This is a genomic window from Halopseudomonas oceani (genome assembly GCF_963677335.1).
In the GTDB taxonomy this organism is placed as follows: Bacteria; Pseudomonadota; Gammaproteobacteria; order Pseudomonadales; family Pseudomonadaceae; genus Halopseudomonas; species Halopseudomonas oceani.
This window is the reverse complement of sequence record NZ_OY781932.1, coordinates 2,356,375-2,376,568: the sequence shown is the minus strand read 5'-3', so window position 1 is coordinate 2,376,568 and position 20,194 is coordinate 2,356,375. Positions and strand designations below refer to the sequence as shown.

Below are 20,194 nucleotides of genomic sequence, written 5' to 3'. Positions count from 1 at the left end.
CATGCGCTCCGAATGGCTCGCACAGTATCTGTTAAAGCAGGCTGACACGCTCAACCAGAGCTATCGCCTGGCTCGTCAGGGCGACCAGGCCGAGTTCGCCCGCTGCTTCAGCGGCTTTCTGCTCGACGCGCTCGACCCACTGATGGCAGCGTTGGACCATTGGCCCTCGGCGAACAAGGCAGGGCTCACAGAAGTAACCTACCAGGCAGGGCTGACGCTGGTGCAACGGGGTTGGCTGGCAGCACAGCAGCGCGACCTGACCCTTGCCCTGTTTACCCGCGTGCTGCCGCAGTGGCTAGCGCCCTACCCGGCGGATGCGCCGCGGCTGCTGGTGCAACTGCTCAATACGTTGTCGCATCTGCCGACAGCAGCGCAGCGCAGTAACCTGCTGAGCCAATGGCAATGCTGCCGCCCTACCCCGGCCGCCGCCCCAGATTATCTGCTGATACTCGGCTGGATGGCCGGACTGCCCGAGTTTCGCACGGCAGCGGTCGCCGCCCTCAGCCGTCAACCTGCGCTGGTGGCGCAATTGCAACTGGGCGCGCCGGAGCACTTTGCCCATCCCTGGTGGCGAGGCCCAGAACGTGGCTGGCAAACCGAACCGGTTGTCTTAGGCGCGGCAACCTGGCTGGGCGGCGAATTCAGTGAGTTACCGGTGTTGCTGATGGCCGCCGGGCACCCCCTGATCCAGGCAGGCGACGACTGCTGGCAACTGCACGTCGATACCTGGGGGCATAAATTGCTGCCGCACTCGCCGGAGCAAGCAACGCCAGTGCCAACGCAGGACCTGCTGCAGCTCCCGGCCGCACTGGGCACCCCCTGGCGCAGCTACGATCAGGTACGACAGTGTCTGGAGCGCCGCCACGAGTGGGTCGTCAGCTTTCACAACAGCTATCGCCTTATGATCATCCCGAAAACCGGGGACCACTCATGAGCGCCGATCCGCAACTGGCCCATTGGCAGGCACAATGGCAACAAGCTCTGCTGCTCTGGAGCGACCATCTGCAGCTGCAAGAGCCCCTGTGGCTGTTCGATGTCGAAGCGGCCGAAGCCGCGGGGCTGACCGAGAGCTTTGCCGCCATTCGCCTCACCTCACAGCGGGTGATGGTTAACCTGCAGGAGATCACCGAGCGCGGGCTGGACGACTACGCACTGGAAGTACTGGCGCATGAGATCGGCCACCACGTTTATGCCCCTGCCAACATGACGCAACACCTGCAACTATTGGCCGTCATCCGCCAGTCACTGCCCGGCAGCGAGCAACTCGCCCCCCTGGTCGCCAACCTGTATACCGATCTGCTGATCAATCACCACCTGCAGCGGCACACGCCGTGTCAGATGGAGGCCATCTACCTGCACCTCAAACCGGCCAGCGCCACACCGCTATGGCAGCTGTATATGCGCATTTACGAACGCCTGTGGCAGTTGCCACCAGAAACCCTGGCTTCTGCCCCACTCGGCAACTCAGAGGAAGGCGACGCCTGGCTGGGTAGCCGCATTATCAAGGTCTACGGCAAGGACTGGCTGACCGGCGCCAGCCGTTTCGCTACCCTGTTGTTGCGCTACCTGCAGGATGACGAACAAGCGGCAAACGACGCCTTCGGCGTGCTGGCCGACACCGCTGACGCCGGCAACGGTCACACCGGCACCGGTGTGCCATCGCTACCGGCCATCGACGTGCTGCATCCTAGCCAAGACCCAGAGTTGAGCGAGCAGACGCTGGGCGCCCCCGCAACCGACAGCCCTTGCGATGCGGTCGCAGCCAAGCGCTCCCCCGGGCAGTCGCTGGAGCCACAGGAATACTATGAAGTGCTGCGCGCCGCCGGCGTCGATATCTCCCGGCACGATGCCACGGTCAACTATTACCGCGACGCCGTACGCCCCTACCTGCTGCCGTTTCCTGCAAAATCAACACCTGCCCCCAGCGAACCCGAGCGTGAAGGCACGACGCTCTGGGAACCGGGTGACGACCCCGGCGAACTCGACTGGTTTGCAACCCTGCTGGCCGGCGCGGATCCCATCCCCGGCGTCACCACCCACAAGGCGGTGTACAGCGTCGACACTAGCGAACAGCCACGACAGCAGGTCTGCGATCTGGACCTGTACGTGGACAGCTCCGGTTCCATGCCCAATCCGCAGTATCAACTGTCCTATCCGGCACTGGCCGGTGTATTGCTCTGCATATCAGCACTGCGCGCCGGCGCCCAGGTGCAGGTCACGCTGTGGAGCGGGCCGCGCCAGTGTCTGAGCACCGATGGTTTCATTCGCGATGAGGCCGGCGCGTTGCGCGTTCTGACCGGATTCTTTGGAGGCTCGACCAGCTTCCCGCTGAAGCTGCTGCGCGAAACCTACGATCAGCCACGCCAAACGCCGACACAGGTTGTGGTGCTGTCAGACGATGGCGTCAGTTCCATGTTCTCCGACGATGAGCGCGGCACCGCGGGTGCCGAGATCAGTGCACGTACGCTGCGCCACTGCGGCGGTGCGGGTCACTGGGTGCTCGACCTGCCGATGGAGCTAGACAGCCAGACCGGGCACGCCTGGCTGCAGGATGCCTATGAGAAGATGCGACTGGGCAGGGATCAAGGCTGGCAGGTTCATCGCGTCAACGGGCTTGAGCCCATGCTCAGCTTCGCCCGGCACTTTGCCCGACAATACTATCAGGCCAGTGCATCCACCTCGCAGCGAGCGGCCCGCCCATGAGCAACCTGCAGTCCGGCCCGTCCATGCACTACCTGCACCAGCGCTTGCTGGCCTACCCCGCTGGCCAGGCACCCGCCGGACAGAGCCTCATCGCCCTACTGAACGATCTGCTCGTACGACTGGAACCCGCAGTCACAACGGCAACACTGCTGCCGATTTACTCACTGCCCTTGTGGGACGAGCACGAAGGTCACGACCGAGCGGACACGCTGTTGCTGATGGTCTGGTTGCTGGCAGATGATGCCTTTTGCGAGCTGACGCTGTACGCCGATGAAATCATCAGCCTGCTGGCCTCAAGCAACCAACTGATGGATACCACGCACCCCAACCTGGATGACGAAGACCAGCGTGAAGAACTTATCCGCCTGACCCTCAACGGCCTGCGCCTGAAACCACAGAATGAAACCAACCAGCAGGCGCAGGATCGCTTGCTGATGGTCAGCTCCAGCGAACGGGCACGGGTCGTGGCAGCCTCCAGAGCCGCCGAAGAGCGCGCCGAAGCCATTCGCAAGGCACTGGCAGAAAAGCGCGCGCGCGAAGCGGCAGACAAGTACACCCGCGAATGACCAGTCAGACTACAGACCTCGCCCCCTGGCTCGATACCCGGCGACTGCCAAACTTGAGCGTGCGCGCCGCAGAACGGCTGCAGCGCTGCTTGCAACACCCTGCTGCGCCGTCTTTGAGCGGTCGCAGCGGACACCATCTGGACGCCGTTGCGCTGTCACAGCTGGCCGCCGACAAGCAAGCACTGCAGCATCCGGAAACAAACTGGCTGGCCGCCTTTCTTGATCACTGTCGCCGTCAGGTACCGCGCTATCGCGACTATCCGTGGCACCAACCGCTCGAAGCGCTACCCTGCACATCCCGCCAGGATCTGAGCTGCGAGATCGCGACGTTTGTACCAGACGACATCGACCCGCGACAGCTGATCGTGTTTGAAACCAGCGGCACCACCGGGCACCCGCTGCGCGTGCCTTCCCTACCGCTGGTAGCGGCGCGTTACCACTGCTTTCACGAACGGATTGTCGGCTGGCACGGGATCGACCTGCAGAGCTTGCCCGGCGACACCGGCGTGATGCTGGTCGGCGATCAGCAGCGTTGCTTCACCTACGCATCGGTCTTGCCCTATTGGGACGACAAGGTGCTGCTGAAGCTGAACATGAACCCTGCCGACTGGCCGAGCGCTGAGGCCCGCGGGCGCTATCTGGATCAGGTCAAACCGCTGCTGATGACCGGGGACCCGCGCAGCCTGAGCACTCTGCTGAACATCGAGTTCACCCACCGCCCCGCAGCCATCCTGTCAACCTCCATGACATTGCTGCAGGGCCTGAAGGACCGGCTGGCCAGTCGCTTTGAGTGCCCGGTCATCAATCTGTATTCGATGAACGAGGCCGGACCGATAGCCGCCGATGACGGCAGCGGCCACGGTCTGCGGCTGATCCAAAACACACTCAAGGTCGAGCTGCTCAACCGCCAAGGGCGTCCCGTCGCCGCCGGCGAGCGCGGCGAAATCACCCTGACCGGCGGCTTCAACCCGTGCCTGCCGCTGCTGCGCTATCGCACCGGCGATTACGCCTGCCTGTATGAAAGCGCTGAGGGCCACCGCTACCTGCAACAGCTAGATGGCCGCCCGCCAGTGCGCTTCCATGCCGCCGGCCGTTGGCTCAACAACGTCGACATTACGCACCTGATGCAGCCGTTCGAGCTGGCCCAGTATCAACTGCATCAACAGGCCGACGGCTCGCTGATAGTGCGCCTGCGCGGTCACACCGACGAGCCGGCCCTGCGCCAGGCTCTGCTCGACACCTTTGGTATCGACTGCGACATTCGCTTCGCCCCCTTTCCACTCGATGCCGACAAACTCATTCAATACACCAGCGATTACCCCGGAGCCCACGACGGATGAGCAGCCTTACTCTGCTGGAATACAGCGCGAATGCCTTCTTTCTGATCAGCGTATTCCTCGCTGCTCGCAACCAGCGACACACCTGGACGCTGGGTATCGTCGGCTGCGTGCTGTTTGCCATCCTGTTCTTTCAGGTCCAGTTGTATGCGGACGCGACTTTGATGCTCTTTTACATCTGCACCAGCATAATCGGCTGGCGGCAGTGGCAGCGCGGCGCCAGCGCCGAAGCCATCAGCAGAAGCTCCTGGCCGCAATTGGCCCTGTACCTGCTGGCGGCCGTCGCGACCCTGCTGGCCTATGGCGCGCTGCTGCACCTGCATACCGATGCCTACGCCCCCTTCGTCGACTCTGCCGTATTGACCTTCAGCGTGACCGCGCAGTTATTGCTGATGAAGCGTCGAGTGGAAACCTGGTGGTTCTGGCTGATCGTCAACACCATTGCCGTGCCGCTGTACGCTTCCCGTGAGCTGATGCTGACCTCGCTGGTTTACGTCGGTTTCTGGATCAATGCCTGTTACGGGCTCTGGCGCTGGCACCGAGAACTGAGCAAAGCATGTCAAAGCCCTACCGAACCGGCCTAGTCGTCGGCAAGTTTTCGCCACTGCACAGCGGTCATCGATACCTGATCGACACCGCAACAGCGGCTTGCGAGCAGGTACTGCTCCTGAGTTACTCGCGTCCGGAATTTGCTGGCTGCACCAGCGCCCTGCGCCAACAATGGCTCAATGACGGCTGGCCGCAGCATCAGTGCGTGGTGCTCGATGCCGCGCAGGCCTGCCGGCTCGGGCTGGCAATGCCCGACAATGACGCCAGTGACCTGCCGCAGCGCCAATTCTGCGCCGAGCTGATCGACCGCACCCTCGGCGAACCGGTCAACGCGGTGTTCAGCAGCGAAGACTATGGGCAAGGGTTCGCCGACTACCTCGCCGCGCATTGGCAACGACCGGTTGATTCGGTGCTGGTGGATCGCGAACGCCAGCGCTACCCGATCAGTGGCTCAACCCTGCGCGCCGCACCCGACGCCAACTGGCAGACACCAAACGTACTGGCAGCCCAGCGCTGTCAACGGATCGCCCTGATTGGCGCCGAGTCGACCGGCAAGACCAGCCTCGGGCAGTGGCTGGCGCAGCACAGAGGCTGGCGCTGGGTCGCTGAATTTGGCCGCCAGCACTGGCAAGACTGCGACGGCGTACTGACATCGGATGATCTGCTGCACATCGCCCGCACCCAGGTCGAACTTGAAGATCAGGCCGTTGCCCTCGCGCTAAACGACGGCCAACCTGCAGTCGTCTGCGATACCACGCCGTTGACCACGCTGATCTATCACCGGTTGCTATTCCCCGAGCCGCCCCCGGATGAGCTGATCGCCCTCGCCGAGCGCCCCTATCACCAACTCTGGCTATGTTCGGCCGATTTTCCGATGGTGCAGGACGGCACCCGCAGCCCGGAGACATTTCGCCAACAACAGCAAGCGCTGTACGCGTCAGAACTGGCCAGCAGGCAACTCAGGCCGATGAGGCTGCAGGGCTCCATAAAGCAACGACGGGCGCGGCTCGCAGCTATGACGCCATCGGACTCACCAAGGGAAAACAACAAAACAGGCCGAAAAACGCCGTCCTAGAGAGATCGAAGACTTGAACACCGGCAGCCGATCGCGCTAGTTTGACCCGAACTGAGGGCCGCGCCGGAGCGTATTGACCGGTATCAACACCCTATGTCCGGTATCATATAGAATGGACCTCGTAGCAGCGATCATCCGCGATCTGCCTGCATACAGGATAAGGAATCGTCGTGCAGAAACCTCCCCGCAACCTCGTCCGTGGCCTACTGGCCGTAGCCGCCCTTGCCGCCATTGCTGTCATTGCCTGGCTGGAACTCAAACCTTCCGGGTACGGTGATGGCTTTGCCAGCGGAAACGGCCGCATCGAAGCGACCGAAATCAACGTTGCAACCAAGCTTGGTGGGCGCGTCGCCCGGATTCTGGTAGATGAAGGCGACTTTGTTAACGCCGGTGAATTGCTGGCAGAGATGGACACCAGCACCCTGCAGGCTCAACTGCAGCAGGCGCAGGCCCAGTCGCGCCAAGCCGAAAACGCCATCCAGACTGCTCAGGCTCTGGTCAGCCAGCGTGAAAGCGAGCGCGCCACGGCAGAGGCACTGCTGTCGCAACGCCAGGCGGAATTGAATGCCGCGCAAAAACGCCATGACCGGATCAAGGTACTGGTTCAGCGCAATGCCATGTCACGCCAGCAACTCGACGACGCGCTCGCCGCGCTCGAGAGCACTCAGGCAGCAGTGGCGTCGGCCCGTGCCCAGATTCAGTCTGCCGAGGCCGGCATTGCTGCCGCACGCTCGCAGGTCATTGGCGCCGAGTCCGCGCTAGATGCCGCCCGCGCAGCGGTAGACCGTATTGCCGCCGACATCAAAGACAGCAGCCTGACCGCAGACCGTCACGCGCGGGTCCAATTCCGTACGGTTGAGCCGGGTGAGGTGCTGGGCGCCGGCGGCCGGGTGCTAAACCTGGTTGACCTTACTGATGTCTACATGACCTTCTTCCTGCCGGAGCGACTGGCTGGACGTGTGGCCATGGGCTCCGACGCCCACATCATCATCGACGCCGCACCGCAATACGTCATTCCCGCTACTGTCAGCTATGTCGCCAGCGTTGCGCAGTTCACACCCAAGTCGGTAGAAACCGAGCGGGAACGGGAAAAGATGATGTTCCGTATCCGTGCCCGTATTGATCCCAAGCTGCTTGAGCAGCACATAGAGCAGGTCAAGACCGGGCTGCCCGGCGTAGCCTGGCTGAAGCTAGACGCAGACGCCGACTGGCCGGCGGACCTTGAAGTCAACGTCGGAAACTGAGCATGGACACGCGCGCCCCAGTCGCTCGACTGGAAGGCATCAACCTGAGGTACGGCACGGTAGCCGCACTGGATTCGCTCACCCTCGATTTGCCCGCCGGCTGCATGGTCGGCCTGATCGGCCCCGACGGTGTCGGCAAGTCCAGTCTGCTGTCACTGGTTGCAGGCGCTCGCCGCCTGCAACAAGGGCAGTTGCAGGTGCTGGACGGAGACATGCGCAGCGCAGGGCATAGGCGGCGAGTATGTCCGCGCATCGCCTTCATGCCACAAGGGCTTGGCAAGAACCTCTACCCGACCCTCAGCGTATCGGAGAACCTCGAGTTCTTTGGCCGCCTGTTCAACCAGGATAGGCAGGAGCGCAAGGCCCGGATCAGCGGGCTGCTCGCCAGCACCGGCATGAGTCGCTTTATTGACCGCCCGGCCGGCAAGCTATCTGGAGGTATGAAGCAGAAGCTCGGACTGTGCTGTGCGCTGATTCACGACCCTGATCTGTTGATCCTCGACGAACCGACTACGGGCGTCGACCCGCTGTCTCGCAGCCAGTTCTGGGACCTTATTCGCCGAATCCGTGCTGCGCGGCCGCAGATGAGCGTGCTGATCGCCAGCGCCTACATGGACGAAGCGCAAAACTTCGACTGGTTGGTAGCCATGGACGCCGGCAAAGTACTTGCGACCGGCACACCGCAGGAGATCCTGAAACAGACCGGGTCCAGCAGCCTGGAGCAGGCTTTCGTCGCCCTGCTTCCGGAGGAAAAGCGCCGCCAGCACCAGCAACTGATCATCCCGCCGCGGACCCAGCAGACCGGCATCGCCATCGAGGCCCACAACCTGACCCGCCGCTTTGGCGATTTCGTAGCGGTCGACAAGGTCAACTTCCGTATCGAACGGGGCGAAATATTTGGCTTTCTCGGCTCCAACGGGTGCGGCAAGTCGACGACGATGAAAATGCTCACCGGCCTGCTACCGTTCAGTGAAGGTGAGGCGTCAGTACTCGGCAAACCGGTCGACCCCAATGACATCTCGGTGCGCATGCGCGTTGGCTACATGTCGCAGGCATTCTCGCTGTACAGTGAGTTGACCGTACGTCAAAACCTCGTGCTGCACGCCAAGCTGTATCACCTCTCAGCGGAACAAGGGCCGCTGCGTGTGCATGAGCTACTGGATCAGTTCAATCTGCACGACGTCGCCGACAGCTTGCCAATGGACCTCCCGCTTGGAGTCCGCCAACGCCTGTCACTGGCGGTCGCAGTCATCCACAAACCAGAGATTCTGATCCTCGACGAACCGACCTCCGGTGTCGATCCGGTTGCCCGCGACATGTTCTGGGCGCTGCTGGCCAAGCTGTCGCGCGAAGATGGTGTGACCATTTTCATATCCACCCACTTCATGAACGAAGCTGAACGTTGCGATCGCATGTCGCTGATGCACGCGGGGAAGGTACTGGTCAGCGGCGCGCCCGAGGAGCTGCGCAAGCAGCGCGGCAAGGACTCACTGGAAGAAGCCTTCATCGACTGGCTGCGCGAGGCCAGCGGGCCGGACGAGAGCGCACCTGCGGCCGTCAGACTGACACCACCGGGCGCAAGCGAAGAGCCTGCAAAAGGGCCTCGCTTCAGCCTTCGCCGGCTGCTCAGTTACACCCGACGCGAAACCATGGAACTGCGCCGTGACCCGGTACGGGGCATGCTGGCGCTGGCAGGCAGCGTGTTTCTGATGATCATCATGGGTTACGGCATCAACATGGACGTGGAGAACCTGACCTTTGCCGTGCTGGATCGAGACCAGACGACCTACAGCCAGAACTATGCGCTGGAGCTATCCGGCTCACGTTACTTTATCGAAAAACCGCCGCTGCACAGCCATGCCGAGCTGGATGAGCGCATGCGCGCGGGCGACATTAGCCTGGCATTGGAGATCCCGCCGGGCTTTGGTCGTGATCTGCTGCGCGGCGACAACCCTCAGGTTGCCTACTGGATTGATGGCGCCATGCCGATGCGCGCAGATACCCTGCGCGGTTACGCCCAGGGCATTCATCTGAACTACCTGCTGACGCTCGCAGCCCATCAGCCCACCACCTACAGGACCAGCCTGGTCAACGTCGAAACGCGCTACCGCTACAACCCCGATGTGGAAAGTTTGCCGGCCATGGTTCCTGCGGTCATTCCAATTCTGTTGATGATGATCCCGGCGATGTTGACGGCTCTGGCGGTAGTTCGCGAGAAGGAGCTTGGCTCAATCACCAACTTCTACGTCACACCGGTGAGCAAGCTCGAGTTCCTGCTCGGCAAGCAATTGCCCTACGTTGCACTGGGCTTCGTCAACTTCATCGCCCTGCTGCTGCTAGCCGTATTTGCCTTTGACGTTCCTATCAAGGGCAGCCTGGCCACCCTGCTGCTCGGCGGACTGCTCTATCTCATCTGCGCAACCGGTCTCGGCCTGCTGGTATCGTCACTGCTGAAGAGCCAGATTGCGGCCATTTTCGGCACGGCGATCGCAACCCTGATTCCAGCCATCCAGTTTTCCGGGATGCTGCACCCAGTATCAGCCATGGAGGGGGCCGGTGCATTGATCGGCCAGCTCTACCCGACGACGCACTTTCTGATCATCACCCGCGGCGTCTTTTCAAAGGCGCTGGGGTTTGCGGATCTGCACAGTTATTTCATCCCGCTGCTGGTGTCCATCCCGGTACTGACGCTTGCCAGTATCGCGGGCCTGAGAAAGCAGGAGAAATGACATGATGCGATCTCTCGGCAACATTCTTCAGCTCGGCATCAAGGAGCTGCGCAGCCTGGCACGCGACCCTGCGCTGGTGCTGCTGATCATCTATGCCTTCAGTCTGAGCATCTACTCCTCTGCCACCGCCATGCCGGAAACCCCGAATCGGGCGACCATTGCGGTCGTCGATGAAGACCGCTCACAGGTTTCTGCCCGGCTGATTGACGCGTTCCAGCTGCCCTACTTTCTGCCCCCGACGCTGATCGACCACCGTCAGATGGATCAGGGCATGGACGGTGGCCTGTACACCTTTACGCTGAACATTCCACCCGACTTCCAGCGCGACCTGCTCGCAGGCGAGCAACCATCCATCCAGCTGAATGTGGATGCGACTCAGGTAAGTCAGGCGTTCAGCGGTGCCGGTCATATTCAGCAGATCATCCAGCGGGAAGCAGCCGCCTTCGCACAGCGCTATCAGGGCACCGCCAGCCAGCCGGTCGAAGCGGTGGTGCGTGTAGCCTACAACCCCAATCTTGATGCCAGCTGGTTCGGTGCCATCACCGAGGTCATCAACCAGATCACCATGCTGTCGATCATCCTGACCGGCGCGGCGCTGATACGCGAACGCGAGCACGGCACCATCGAGCACTTGCTGGTGATGCCGGTTACGCCATTGGAGATCATGCTGGCCAAAGTGTGGGCAATGGGCCTGGTGGTGCTGACAGCATCGGCACTTGCGTTGCAATTCATCGTCGAAGGCTGGCTACAGGTGCCCATTCAAGGCGCGATGGCCCTGTTTCTGGCTGGCACAGCACTGCACCTGTTTGCCACCACCTCGATGGGAATTTTCCTCGGCACGGTTGCCCGCTCGATGCCACAGCTCGGGCTGCTGATCATGCTGGTTCTGATCCCGCTGGAAATTCTGTCCGGGGCTGTAACGCCACGCGAAAGCATGCCGGTGCCGGTACAACTGATCATGTCGCTGGCACCGACCACACACTTCGTCGAACTGGCCCAGAGTGTCCTGCTGCGCGGCGCGGGCCTCGAAATCGTTTGGCCTAAGCTACTGGCATTGACGGCCATTGGTGGGGTGTTCTTTTGCGCTGCCCTGCGACGCCTGCGCAGCACCCTGCAGTAGTAACCAAACAGCGCATCAGTCGATGTGGTAACGAATGGATTCGATGTCCCAGCTTTTCACCGACTCGGGTGTGCGCACGATAACTTCGTCGCCCACCGCCTTGCCCAGACAGGCTCGAACAATAGGCGCATTGACCGAAACGTAGTCCTTGCGACCGTATATTTCGTCAGGGCCGACAATACGAAACAGCAGCTCCCGGCCGTCTTCATCGACCAGCGCCACCCAGGCGCCAAAGAATGCCCGACCTTCCTGAACCGGGCTGTACTCGACGACGCGGAGCTTATCAAGGCGGTTGCGAAGGAAGCGTACCCGCCGATCAATTTCTCGCAGGCGCTTCTTGTTGTACTGGTAATCGGCGTTCTCCGAGCGGTCACCAAGACTGGCCGCCCATTGAACCAGTCTGGTGACCTCTGGGCGCTCCTGCCGCCAGAGCTGATCCAGCTCCTGCTTGAGCGCAGCGTGCCCTTCCGGGGTGATGACGTTGGTATCCATAGCGCTATCCGAAAAGTACCGAAGCCACCGGACCTGATGGTCCGGCGGTGCAAAGACGGCATTGTCGACTTAACGCCCTGACGCTGTCGACATTCACTGCGCCGTCTGTGGGCTGTTTTCAGCGCTCTCGGACTCACGGCTTGCCTTGCCGTTTTCCGTGGCGGTCTCCAGGTAGATCAGCGTCCAGTCGGCCTCCGGCTCAATCGTCTGCTCCGGCGAGAAGACCCGCAACCGACGCTCAGGCGTCAGGGCCAGCAATGGCGTACGCCCCTTGCCCGCTTCTTCCCGCCATTGGGCGTAACTGAAGCCCTCGGTCAGCGTCGTGGCCTTGAAGCGCGCCCCTTGACTGATCAAGCTCGACAGCTTGCTGAACGTCATGCCATCCGGGCCAAGCGGTGCGCCCTCGTGCTTGGCTGATATCTGCAAACGCTCGTTGGCACCGCTACGTTCGTTGCGTACGGTGAAAATGCGGTGTGCGGCAAAGTCACGCTGAAAATGCTGGTTGAGCAATGCATTGCGCTCGCGCTCCGGCGTGATCGTAAGCAAGGAGCCCAACCCGGTCAGATCAAGGCTGCTGTCCACCTGGGCCGACAACGGGTTGCCGCGCACAGTGCGCAAGCCTTTCATCCGGGCCTGACTGATTGACTCCCAATGGGTATCAACCATCAGCAGCGGGACATCCAGCTTCTGCAAAACTTCCCCAAGTGCACGGGCAACCGCGTTGGCCCCAATAATCAGAACACCACGGCGCTCGGGCTCGGTTACTCGCAACAATCGGGCAACGGTTCGCGCCGTCGCACTCTGAAAGACAACAGTACCAATGATGACGGCAAAGGTCAGCGCACTTACCAGCGCGGCATTTTCATAACCGGCCTGCTCCAGACGCAGCGCAAACAGTGCCGATACCGCCGCGGCGACGATACCCCGTGGCCCGATCCAGGCAATCAGTGCCCGCTCACGCCAGTTCAGCTCGCTACCCAGGCTGCTGATCCAGACTGCCAGCGGTCTGGCGACAAACTGGATCACCAGCAGCAACGCCAGCGCTGGCCAGCCAAGCGCCAACAGCGCGCCCAGATCCAGTCGCGCCGCCAGCAGGATGAACAGGCCAGAGATGAGCAGCACCGACAGGTGTTCCTTGAACACCAGAATCTCTTCAATATCGACACCACGGGCATTCGCCAGCCAGATTCCCATGACCGTCACCGCCAGCAGGCCGGACTCATGCGCCAGTTCGTTGGCCAGCGTAAAGGTCACCAACACCACGGTCAGCGAGGCCAGGACTTCGAGGTATTCAGGAATCCAGTGTCGCCGCATGGCGGTTGCCATCAATGCTCCACCGGCAACACCAGCGATGGTGCCGTAGCAGACCACCTTGGCAAATATCAGCAAGCCGGCGATAAAGCCGCTGTCACCGGCGCTCTGCGCCGCAATCCACTCGTAAACCAGCACCGCCAGCAAGGCGCCGATCGGGTCGATCAAAATACCCTCCCAGCGCAACACCCGTGAAATGCGCTGGGTCGCACGCAGCGTCCGCAGCATCGGAACAATGACTGTAGGCCCGGTTACCACAACCAATGCGCCGAACAACGCCGACAGGCCGGGCTCTAGGCCGATCAGCCAGTAACAGGCAACACTGATCACCCCCCAGGTAACCAGCGCACCGACTGTCACCAGCCGCCTTACCACACTACCGGTTTCCTTCAACTGGTCGAACTTGAGCGTCAGGCTGCCTTCGAACAGGATCAGCGCGACACAGAGCGATACCAGCGGAAACAGCAGGTCACCAAGAAACTCATCGGGCGACAGCACACCGACGACCGGTCCCAGCAGAATACCGGCAAGCAGCAGAAACAAAATCGCAGGCAGGCGCAAACGCCAGGCACTGAGCTGGCAGACAAGGCTAACCAGGGCAACCCCCGAAAACGTCAGTGCCGGGGTAATCAGATGTTGAATGTCTGTCACGTTTAGCTTTCCTGCTGCTCTGTTGCGTACACCTTGCGGTCACGTTGATGCGGTACATGCAGGTCTGGCCCCATGCCCAGCGCAACGATCCGATTCGGATTGATGCTGGAGTGACTGTAATAGTAATGCTGCTTGATGTGCTCGAAGTCGACGGTGTCGGCAATACCCGGCCACTGGTAAAGCTCGCGCAGGTAACCGAGCAGATTCGGATAATCTTCGATACGCTGCAGGTTGCACTTGAAGTGCCCGTGGTAGACCGGATCAAAGCGCACCAGCGTGGTGAACAGACGCCAATCAGCCAAGGTCAGCTCGCTACCAGCCAGATAGCGGCGCTCACCGAGCAACGCCTCCACCCAGTCCAGAGCGGCAAAGAGTTCGCGACAGGCCTGCTCGTAGACATCCTGCTCGGTAGCAAACCCGGTCTTGTAAACCCCGTTATTAATATCACTGTAGACGCGCTCGTTGATCCGCTCGATTTCGTTCTGCAACGCGCTCGGATAATAGTCATCACGATTGCCAGTCACGTCATCAAACGCGCTGTTGAAAATGCGGATGATCTCGGCCGACTCGTTGTTGACGATCGTCTCTTCCTGTCGATCCCATAGCACCGGCACGGTGACTCTGCCGGTGTAGTCCGGGCGGGTATGGGTATACAGCTGGTGCATGCAACGATAACCGTACAGCGGCTCGGGCTCGGCAAACTGCCAGCCCTGATCAAGCATGTGCGGGTGCACGACCGTGACGCCAATATGCGACTCCAGTCCCTTGAGGTGACGCATGATCAGCGTGCGATGAGCCCAGGGACAGGCCAGCGAGACATACAGATGGTAACGCCCGGACGCTGGCGCAAAGCGCGCACCTGGCTCAATCCAATCACGAAACCCGGCATCCTCACGCTTGAAGGCGCCACCCGTACTGCTGGTGTCATACCACTGATCGACCCATTGGCCGTCAATCAGACGTCCCATGCCCTGCTCCTTGATCCTGTCACTTGGCCTCTAAGCCTGACACTTTGTGCTACCGCTGAACAGGTCAGACAAAAGGCAGAGGTATTTTGCCCATAAAACACGTATAATACGCGGCTATCTCTTCCCTAAGGTTCACTTCCCGTATGTCCGATACCGCTCCGGCCCGGCAATTTGCCGATCTCGGCCTGCCTGCTCATCTCCTCGAGGCCCTCAACAGCCTCGGCTACGAAACCCCCTCCCCAATCCAGGCGGAAGCTATCCCCACGCTTCTGGCTGGCAAAGACCTGCTCGGTCTGGCGCAGACCGGCACTGGCAAGACCGCAGCCTTCGCGCTGCCTGTACTGGCTGGCATTGACGTCAGCCTCCGCGCAACTCAGGCACTGATCCTGACCCCGACCCGCGAGCTTGCGCTCCAGGTTGCCGAAGCATTCCAGCGCTACGCCCAGAACATGCGCGGCTTTACCGTTCTTGCCCTCTATGGCGGTTCGGCGTTTGCCCCCCAGTTCAAGGCGCTTGAGCGCGGCGCTCACGTCGTCGTGGCGACGCCAGGCCGTCTCACCGACCACCTGCGCCGTGGCAGCCTCAAGCTGCAAGACCTGCGTTATCTGGCGCTCGATGAAGCTGACGAGATGCTCAAGATGGGCTTCGCCGACGACCTTGAAGCCGTCTTTGAAGAAGTGCCGGATACCACCCAGAAGGCGTTGTTCTCCGCGACCATGCCGCCGGGCGTGCGCAACGTAGCGCGCAATCATATGAAAGAGCCTGCTGAGATCCGCCTGCACAGCGGCGCGAGCAGCAGTCTCGAGACCATCACCCAGAAAGTCTGGGAAGTCTCCAACCACCACAAGCTGGACGCCATGACCCGCCTGCTCGAAGTCGAGCCAGTCGAAGCCATGATCGTCTTCGTACGCACCAAGACTGCCAGCCTCGAACTGGCGGAACGTCTTGAAGCCCGCGGCTTTGCTGCCGCCGCGCTGAATGGTGACCTGACCCAGCAACTGCGCGAGCAGGTCGTTGACCGCCTCAAGCGTGGCTTGCTGGACATCGTGGTTGCGACCGACGTTGCCGCCCGTGGCCTGGACGTTGAGCGAATTACTCACGTACTGAACTACGACCTGCCGCACGACAGCGAAAGCTACGTACACCGCATCGGTCGTACCGGCCGCGCCGGTCGCCAGGGTACTGCGATCCTGTTCGCTACCCCGCGCGAGCGTCGTCTGCTGCACGTACTGGAGCGCGCTACCGGCCAGAAGATCGAGCCGCAGGCCCTGCCGACCGCCGACGCCGTGCGCAGCGGCCGTCTGAACAAGCTGGCATCGCGCCTGAACGACGCCCGTGAACAGGCCACTTCGCTGCACCAGCAACTGGTCAGCGACCTGCAGGAACTCACCAGCCTGGACGCAACCGAACTGGCTGCCGCCCTGCTGACCTTGCTGCCGAGCGCCAAGACCTTGCTGGAACCGGTGGCGGACCTGCCCAGCGCACCGCCGCGCCGTGAGCGCGAGTTCGATCGCGACAGCGGCCTGACCCGTTACAAGGTGCAAGGTGGTCGCAAGACCGGCCTGATGCCCAAGCCGCTGGTCGACGTGCTGGTCAAGGTTGGTGGCCTGCAACGCCAACAGATTGGTCACATCAAACTGTTCAACGAACACACTGGTGTCTTCCTGCCGACGCTGGATCAGGCGGTAATCAACCGTCTGGCTGGCGCCGAAATCAACGGCGTAACCTTGCAGATCAAGGCCTGGCCGCTGCCGGAAGGCGAGCTGCCGCCACGTGACCGCGCGCCCCGTGGCAAACCGCCGCGCCGCGAATACGCAGGCAAGCCGAAGGGCCCGCGCAAGGCCTGAGGAACGCACTGCAGATGGAATGGGTCGACATCGGCGTCAATCTGACGGACAAAGCCTTCAATAGTGACCGCGACGCGGTACTGGAGCGGGCCCGTCAGGCCGGTGTCAGCCAGCAGTTGCTGACCATGACCTCGCTGGAGCAGGCAGAACAGTTGCTTGCTCTATGCGCGGACCACCCCGAACACCTCTTTACCACTGCTGGCGTGCACCCGCACGAGGCCCGTCACTGGACCGCCGACAGCAGCCGCCAGCTACGTGAGCTAAGCAGCCAACCCGCCGTTCGTGCCATTGGCGAATGCGGCCTGGACTACAACCGCGATTTCTCCCCCCGCGCCGCTCAACTGAGCGCACTCGAAGAGCAACTTGCAGCAGCCGCCGACTCCGGTCTGCCGGTATTTCTCCATGAGCGCGACGCAAGCGATACCCTGATCGCTGTCCTGCGTGACTTCCGCGACCGTCTTAGCGGTGCCGTGGTGCACTGTTTTACCGCAGACAGGAAAGCCCTCTATGCCTATCTGGATATGGACCTCTACGTTGGCATTACCGGCTGGATCTGTGACGAACGCCGGGGCACTGACCTCCAAGGCCTGGTGAAGGACATTCCTGACAATCGCCTGTTACTGGAAACGGATGCACCCTGGCTATTGCCGCGTACGCTGTCACCCAAGCCGAAAAATCGCCGCAACGAGCCGGCCTTCCTGCCGGAAGTCGCACGCATGGTGGCTGACTGTCGCCAGCAATCGATTTCCCACCTGAGCCAACATACCTGCGATAACGCTCGCCGCCTGTTTCAGCTTCCAATACCGAACCGATAGTCTATATTTGCTGCACCATAGCAACGGAAATGCAGCCAGGGACTAGCATGCCTGAAACGAAACGGACGGCCACCGGGCGATTCCTTCTCGCACCCTTGCTGGGCATGCTGCCGCTGCTGCTGCTCGGTATCACGCTCAGTCTGTTTCACTACCAGCAACTCAATCGTCTGATGCACGCCGATGGCAACGCCATCTTCCAGCGCATCGTGCAGCAGGTCACCCGAGAACTGGAGAATGTCTACCATCCGCCGATGCAGGCGCTGAACCTGCTCGCGCTCAGTAAACTGGTCAATACCGACAGTCTCTCCCAGCGCATGGACTACCTGCCCATGCTCGCCCAGGTTCTGACCGACAACCCACAACTCAACTCTGTCTATGCGGGCTGGCACGACGGTGATTACCTTATGCTGCGGCCACTGGGTAGCCGCATCAACCAACAGCGTTTCAGTGCGCCACAGCGGGCACGCTGGATGGCCTGGCACATCGATATCGACGAAGAGGAAAGCCGGCACAACAGCTATCTGTTTTTGGATGAGAACCTAAAAATCGTCGAGGCTCGCCTGGCAGCTGACGAAGGCTACGATCCGCGCCAACGCCCCTGGTATGCTGCAGCCAGCAAGGCTGATCAGCGCATGATTACCACCCCCTATCTGTTTTTCTCCACCCGAGAATTTGGCACTACCCTTGCCCGGGCCAGCGGGAGCATCGCCGTGTTCGGCGCTGACCTCACCCTTGACCGCCTCTCGGAAACCCTTCGCCAACAGCGAATGACTCCCTCTTCAGAGCTGGTTCTCTACACCTCGGACGGCGTCGTGGTGGCCTATCAGGATCCCCATCGTCTGCAGCACACCACCCAGGGCAGTAGCTACCTGGAGCCAAGACACTTCAACGAACTCGGCAGTACCTTGCTGGCAACCCTCGCTCTTGACGGTTACACCAGGGAACGCCAGACGATCAAGACACTGGAGGGGCAGCGCTGGGTCATTCAGCAGCAGCGCATCGACATCATGGGCACACCCGACGTCTACCTGGCGGTGCTGGTGCCGGAAACAGAGTTACTGTCGGAGGCCTATCGGTTACGCACACTCGGATTCTGGCTCTCGCTGGGCATCAGCGCGTTGCTGTTGCCATTAAGCTGGGTGCTGTGGCGGGTACTGCTGGATCCACGCAATCGTGACCGTTGATCTAACAAATTACTTTAACCCCTTGGCGCAAATCGTTATTTAAGTGATGATGCAAGAATACGGGGACTGACGAACACGCGGTTCTGCTGTCAGCAATCCAAAGGCTACGGAGCTGGATACCATGTCCAATCTTTTCGCACGCACCCTGCTCTGTCTGGTCCCGACGATCAGCCTGCTGGCCAGCCTGCCGCTGCAGGCAGCAGACAGCGGCACCCTACCAGGCCGCGTCAACAGCGCCCTGCAAGCTGCCAAGATTCCCGCCGACGCACTGTCTCTGGCTGTTATCCCGCTGGAAAACCAGGGCATGGCCCAGTTCGTCAACGCCGATCAGCCAGTCAACCCCGCTTCCACTATGAAGCTGGTGACAACCTACGCTGCGCTGGAAATCCTTGGTCCGACCTATCACTGGAATACCGATCTATTCGCTGACGGTGACGTTGTTGACGGCACTCTGCAAGGTGACCTGATCTTCCGCAGCGGCGGCGACCCCAAGCTGACACTCGAGCGCATGTGGCTGATGCTGCGCGACCTGAAGGCCGCCGGCATTCGCCATATCAATGGCAACCTGGTGCTGCAGCCGGCCGACATGCGTTTCCCCGCTGACATTCCGCCGTTCATTGATGACAGCGGCAACCAGAACCGTCCGTTTCTGGTTGAACCAGATCCGCTGTTGACCAACCTCAAGGTGTTCGTACTGAGCAGCTTTGCTGAAGAAGGTGGCGTGCGTATCAATCTCGAGCCGGCGCTGCCTGAAGTCAAGGTAGTCAACCAGATCGCCCTGCTGCCCGCCCCCACTCGCAGTTGCCCGGCGCCGGACGTTGAGTACAACATTCAGGACAGCGGCCACGAAGCTGTTGTTACCCTCACAGGTAACCTGCATGAGGGCTGCATGGCGCAGCGTTACCTGACCGCGCTGACCGCGACCACTTACACCGCCAGCACCCTGCGCACGCTGTGGGCGGAAATGGGCGGCACTATTCGCGGCGACAATCAGATTGGCCGGGCTCCGCGCAGTGCCCGCCTGGTCTCACGCAGCACCTCTCCGGACCTGGTTGAAGTAGTGCGGGATATCAACAAGTGGAGCAACAACACCATGGCCCGGCAGTTGTTCCTCACTATCGGCCGGGAAAACCGTATTGCCACAGATCGTGACGATCACAAAGCTGCCGTCCGCGTCATCGACGAGTGGCTCAACAATAAGGGTATTCGCGCCAATACGCTGGTGCTGGAAAATGGATCGGGGCTATCCCGTATGGAACGCCTGACCGCACGCGACATGGCACAACTGCTGGCTCAGGCCTGGCAAAGCCCGTACAGCGCCGAGTTTATCGCCTCCATGCCGCTGGCGGCCATGGACGGAACCATGCGTCGTCGCCTGCGCAATACGCCAGTTGCCGGCCAGGCTCACATCAAGACGGGCTCACTGCGCAACGTCAAGGCGATTGCCGGGATCACCCGAGACGCCAACGGCCAAAGCTGGGCCGTCGCCGCCATCGTCAACCATGCCGCTGCCGGCGGTAGCGGACAGGCGCTTGATCTGGTGCTGCAAGACGTCTATCGCCGCGCACCGACAGACATCGCCAGCGCCAGCGGTCATTGATGA

At 61.3% G+C, this 20,194-nt stretch carries 16 protein-coding genes; 13 read left to right on the top strand and 3 right to left on the bottom strand.

Going from position 1 to position 20,194, the window contains the following annotated elements; all coding sequences use genetic code 11:
• The first annotated feature begins 1 nt into the window (after position 1).
• The 9 genes from ACKPCU_RS11265 to ACKPCU_RS11225 all read left to right on the top strand — a co-directional run bounded on the left by ACKPCU_RS11265 (position 2) and on the right by ACKPCU_RS11225 (position 11,323).
• Positions 2–934, top strand: coding sequence for a hypothetical protein (locus ACKPCU_RS11265; RefSeq protein WP_321346746.1), 933 nt, complete (start codon positions 2–4; stop codon positions 932–934).
• A complete protein-coding gene (locus tag ACKPCU_RS11260) occupies positions 931–2,703 on the top strand; it encodes a hypothetical protein (RefSeq protein WP_321346744.1) in 1,773 nt (590 codons plus the stop codon). The genes ACKPCU_RS11265 and ACKPCU_RS11260 overlap by 4 nt, the downstream gene beginning before the upstream one ends.
• Entirely contained in the window at positions 2,700–3,269 is a 570-nt protein-coding gene (locus tag ACKPCU_RS11255; protein ID WP_321346743.1) for a hypothetical protein, read from the top strand. The genes ACKPCU_RS11260 and ACKPCU_RS11255 overlap by 4 nt, the downstream gene beginning before the upstream one ends.
• Entirely contained in the window at positions 3,266–4,609 is a 1,344-nt protein-coding gene (locus ACKPCU_RS11250) for a phenylacetate--CoA ligase family protein (protein ID WP_321346741.1), read from the top strand. Before ACKPCU_RS11255 ends, ACKPCU_RS11250 begins: the two co-directional genes overlap by 4 nt.
• The gene (gene pnuC / locus ACKPCU_RS11245) at positions 4,606–5,190 is read left to right on the top strand and encodes a nicotinamide riboside transporter PnuC (protein ID WP_321346738.1); all 585 of its coding nucleotides are present in this window, start codon (positions 4,606–4,608) and stop codon (positions 5,188–5,190) included. The genes ACKPCU_RS11250 and pnuC overlap by 4 nt, the downstream gene beginning before the upstream one ends.
• Complete coding sequence (locus ACKPCU_RS11240; protein ID WP_321346736.1) at positions 5,163–6,230, top strand: AAA family ATPase; 1,068 nt, start codon at positions 5,163–5,165, stop codon at positions 6,228–6,230. Before pnuC ends, ACKPCU_RS11240 begins: the two co-directional genes overlap by 28 nt.
• A gap of 170 nt (positions 6,231–6,400) precedes the next feature.
• The gene (locus ACKPCU_RS11235) at positions 6,401–7,474 is read left to right on the top strand and encodes an HlyD family secretion protein (RefSeq protein ID WP_321346735.1); all 1,074 of its coding nucleotides are present in this window, start codon (positions 6,401–6,403) and stop codon (positions 7,472–7,474) included.
• A 2-nt stretch (positions 7,475–7,476) separates the two neighbouring features.
• A complete protein-coding gene (rbbA, locus tag ACKPCU_RS11230) occupies positions 7,477–10,203 on the top strand; it encodes a ribosome-associated ATPase/putative transporter RbbA (RefSeq protein WP_321346732.1) in 2,727 nt (908 codons plus the stop codon).
• Between the two features lie 4 nt (positions 10,204–10,207).
• Complete coding sequence (locus tag ACKPCU_RS11225; protein ID WP_321351823.1) at positions 10,208–11,323, top strand: ABC transporter permease; 1,116 nt, start codon at positions 10,208–10,210, stop codon at positions 11,321–11,323.
• Between the two features lie 15 nt (positions 11,324–11,338).
• Here ACKPCU_RS11225 and greB read toward each other — a convergent pair whose 3' ends face one another.
• From greB to ACKPCU_RS11210, 3 genes are all read right to left on the bottom strand, one after another.
• The gene (gene greB / locus ACKPCU_RS11220; RefSeq protein ID WP_104738452.1) at positions 11,339–11,815 is read right to left on the bottom strand and encodes a transcription elongation factor GreB; all 477 of its coding nucleotides are present in this window, start codon (positions 11,813–11,815) and stop codon (positions 11,339–11,341) included.
• Positions 11,816–11,908: 93 nt separating this feature from the next.
• Positions 11,909–13,777: a cation:proton antiporter gene (locus tag ACKPCU_RS11215; protein WP_321346730.1), complete on the bottom strand. Its 1,869-nt coding sequence runs from the start codon at positions 13,775–13,777 to the stop codon at positions 11,909–11,911.
• Positions 13,778–13,779: 2 nt separating this feature from the next.
• Positions 13,780–14,745: a glutathione S-transferase family protein gene (locus ACKPCU_RS11210; protein WP_321346728.1), complete on the bottom strand. Its 966-nt coding sequence runs from the start codon at positions 14,743–14,745 to the stop codon at positions 13,780–13,782.
• 143 nt (positions 14,746–14,888) lie between these two features.
• On the opposite strand from ACKPCU_RS11210, the gene ACKPCU_RS11205 reads away from it, so the two are divergent.
• The 4 genes from ACKPCU_RS11205 (at position 14,889) to dacB (ending at position 20,191) form a co-directional block, all read left to right on the top strand.
• Entirely contained in the window at positions 14,889–16,592 is a 1,704-nt protein-coding gene (locus ACKPCU_RS11205) for a DEAD/DEAH box helicase (protein WP_104738450.1), read from the top strand.
• Positions 16,593–16,606: 14 nt separating this feature from the next.
• Positions 16,607–17,407: a TatD family hydrolase gene (locus ACKPCU_RS11200; protein WP_321346726.1), complete on the top strand. Its 801-nt coding sequence runs from the start codon at positions 16,607–16,609 to the stop codon at positions 17,405–17,407.
• Positions 17,408–17,454: 47 nt separating this feature from the next.
• On the top strand, positions 17,455–18,591 hold the full coding sequence (locus tag ACKPCU_RS11195; protein WP_321346724.1) for a PDC sensor domain-containing protein: 1,137 nt from the start codon (positions 17,455–17,457) through the stop codon (positions 18,589–18,591).
• A gap of 121 nt (positions 18,592–18,712) precedes the next feature.
• The gene (gene dacB / locus ACKPCU_RS11190; protein WP_104738447.1) at positions 18,713–20,191 is read left to right on the top strand and encodes a D-alanyl-D-alanine carboxypeptidase/D-alanyl-D-alanine endopeptidase; all 1,479 of its coding nucleotides are present in this window, start codon (positions 18,713–18,715) and stop codon (positions 20,189–20,191) included.
• Positions 20,192–20,194: the final 3 nt, after the last annotated feature.

Bases quoted from the DNA above. Each gene is read 5' to 3' on its own strand.
- ACKPCU_RS11265 (WP_321346746.1), top strand. From the start codon at position 2: ATGCGCTCCGAATGGCTCGCACAGTATCTGTTAAAGCAGGCTGACACG.
- ACKPCU_RS11260 (WP_321346744.1), top strand. From the start codon at position 931: ATGAGCGCCGATCCGCAACTGGCCCATTGGCAGGCACAATGGCAACAA.
- ACKPCU_RS11255 (WP_321346743.1), top strand. From the start codon at position 2,700: ATGAGCAACCTGCAGTCCGGCCCGTCCATGCACTACCTGCACCAGCGC.
- ACKPCU_RS11250 (WP_321346741.1), top strand. From the start codon at position 3,266: ATGACCAGTCAGACTACAGACCTCGCCCCCTGGCTCGATACCCGGCGA.
- pnuC (WP_321346738.1), top strand. From the start codon at position 4,606: ATGAGCAGCCTTACTCTGCTGGAATACAGCGCGAATGCCTTCTTTCTG.
- ACKPCU_RS11240 (WP_321346736.1), top strand. From the start codon at position 5,163: ATGTCAAAGCCCTACCGAACCGGCCTAGTCGTCGGCAAGTTTTCGCCA.
- rbbA (WP_321346732.1), top strand. From the start codon at position 7,477: ATGGACACGCGCGCCCCAGTCGCTCGACTGGAAGGCATCAACCTGAGG.
- ACKPCU_RS11225 (WP_321351823.1), top strand. From the start codon at position 10,208: ATGCGATCTCTCGGCAACATTCTTCAGCTCGGCATCAAGGAGCTGCGC.
- greB (WP_104738452.1), bottom strand. From the start codon at position 11,815: ATGGATACCAACGTCATCACCCCGGAAGGGCACGCTGCGCTCAAGCAG.
- ACKPCU_RS11210 (WP_321346728.1), bottom strand. From the start codon at position 14,745: ATGGGACGTCTGATTGACGGCCAATGGGTCGATCAGTGGTATGACACC.
- ACKPCU_RS11205 (WP_104738450.1), top strand. From the start codon at position 14,889: ATGTCCGATACCGCTCCGGCCCGGCAATTTGCCGATCTCGGCCTGCCT.
- ACKPCU_RS11200 (WP_321346726.1), top strand. From the start codon at position 16,607: ATGGAATGGGTCGACATCGGCGTCAATCTGACGGACAAAGCCTTCAAT.
- ACKPCU_RS11195 (WP_321346724.1), top strand. From the start codon at position 17,455: ATGCCTGAAACGAAACGGACGGCCACCGGGCGATTCCTTCTCGCACCC.
- dacB (WP_104738447.1), top strand. From the start codon at position 18,713: ATGTCCAATCTTTTCGCACGCACCCTGCTCTGTCTGGTCCCGACGATC.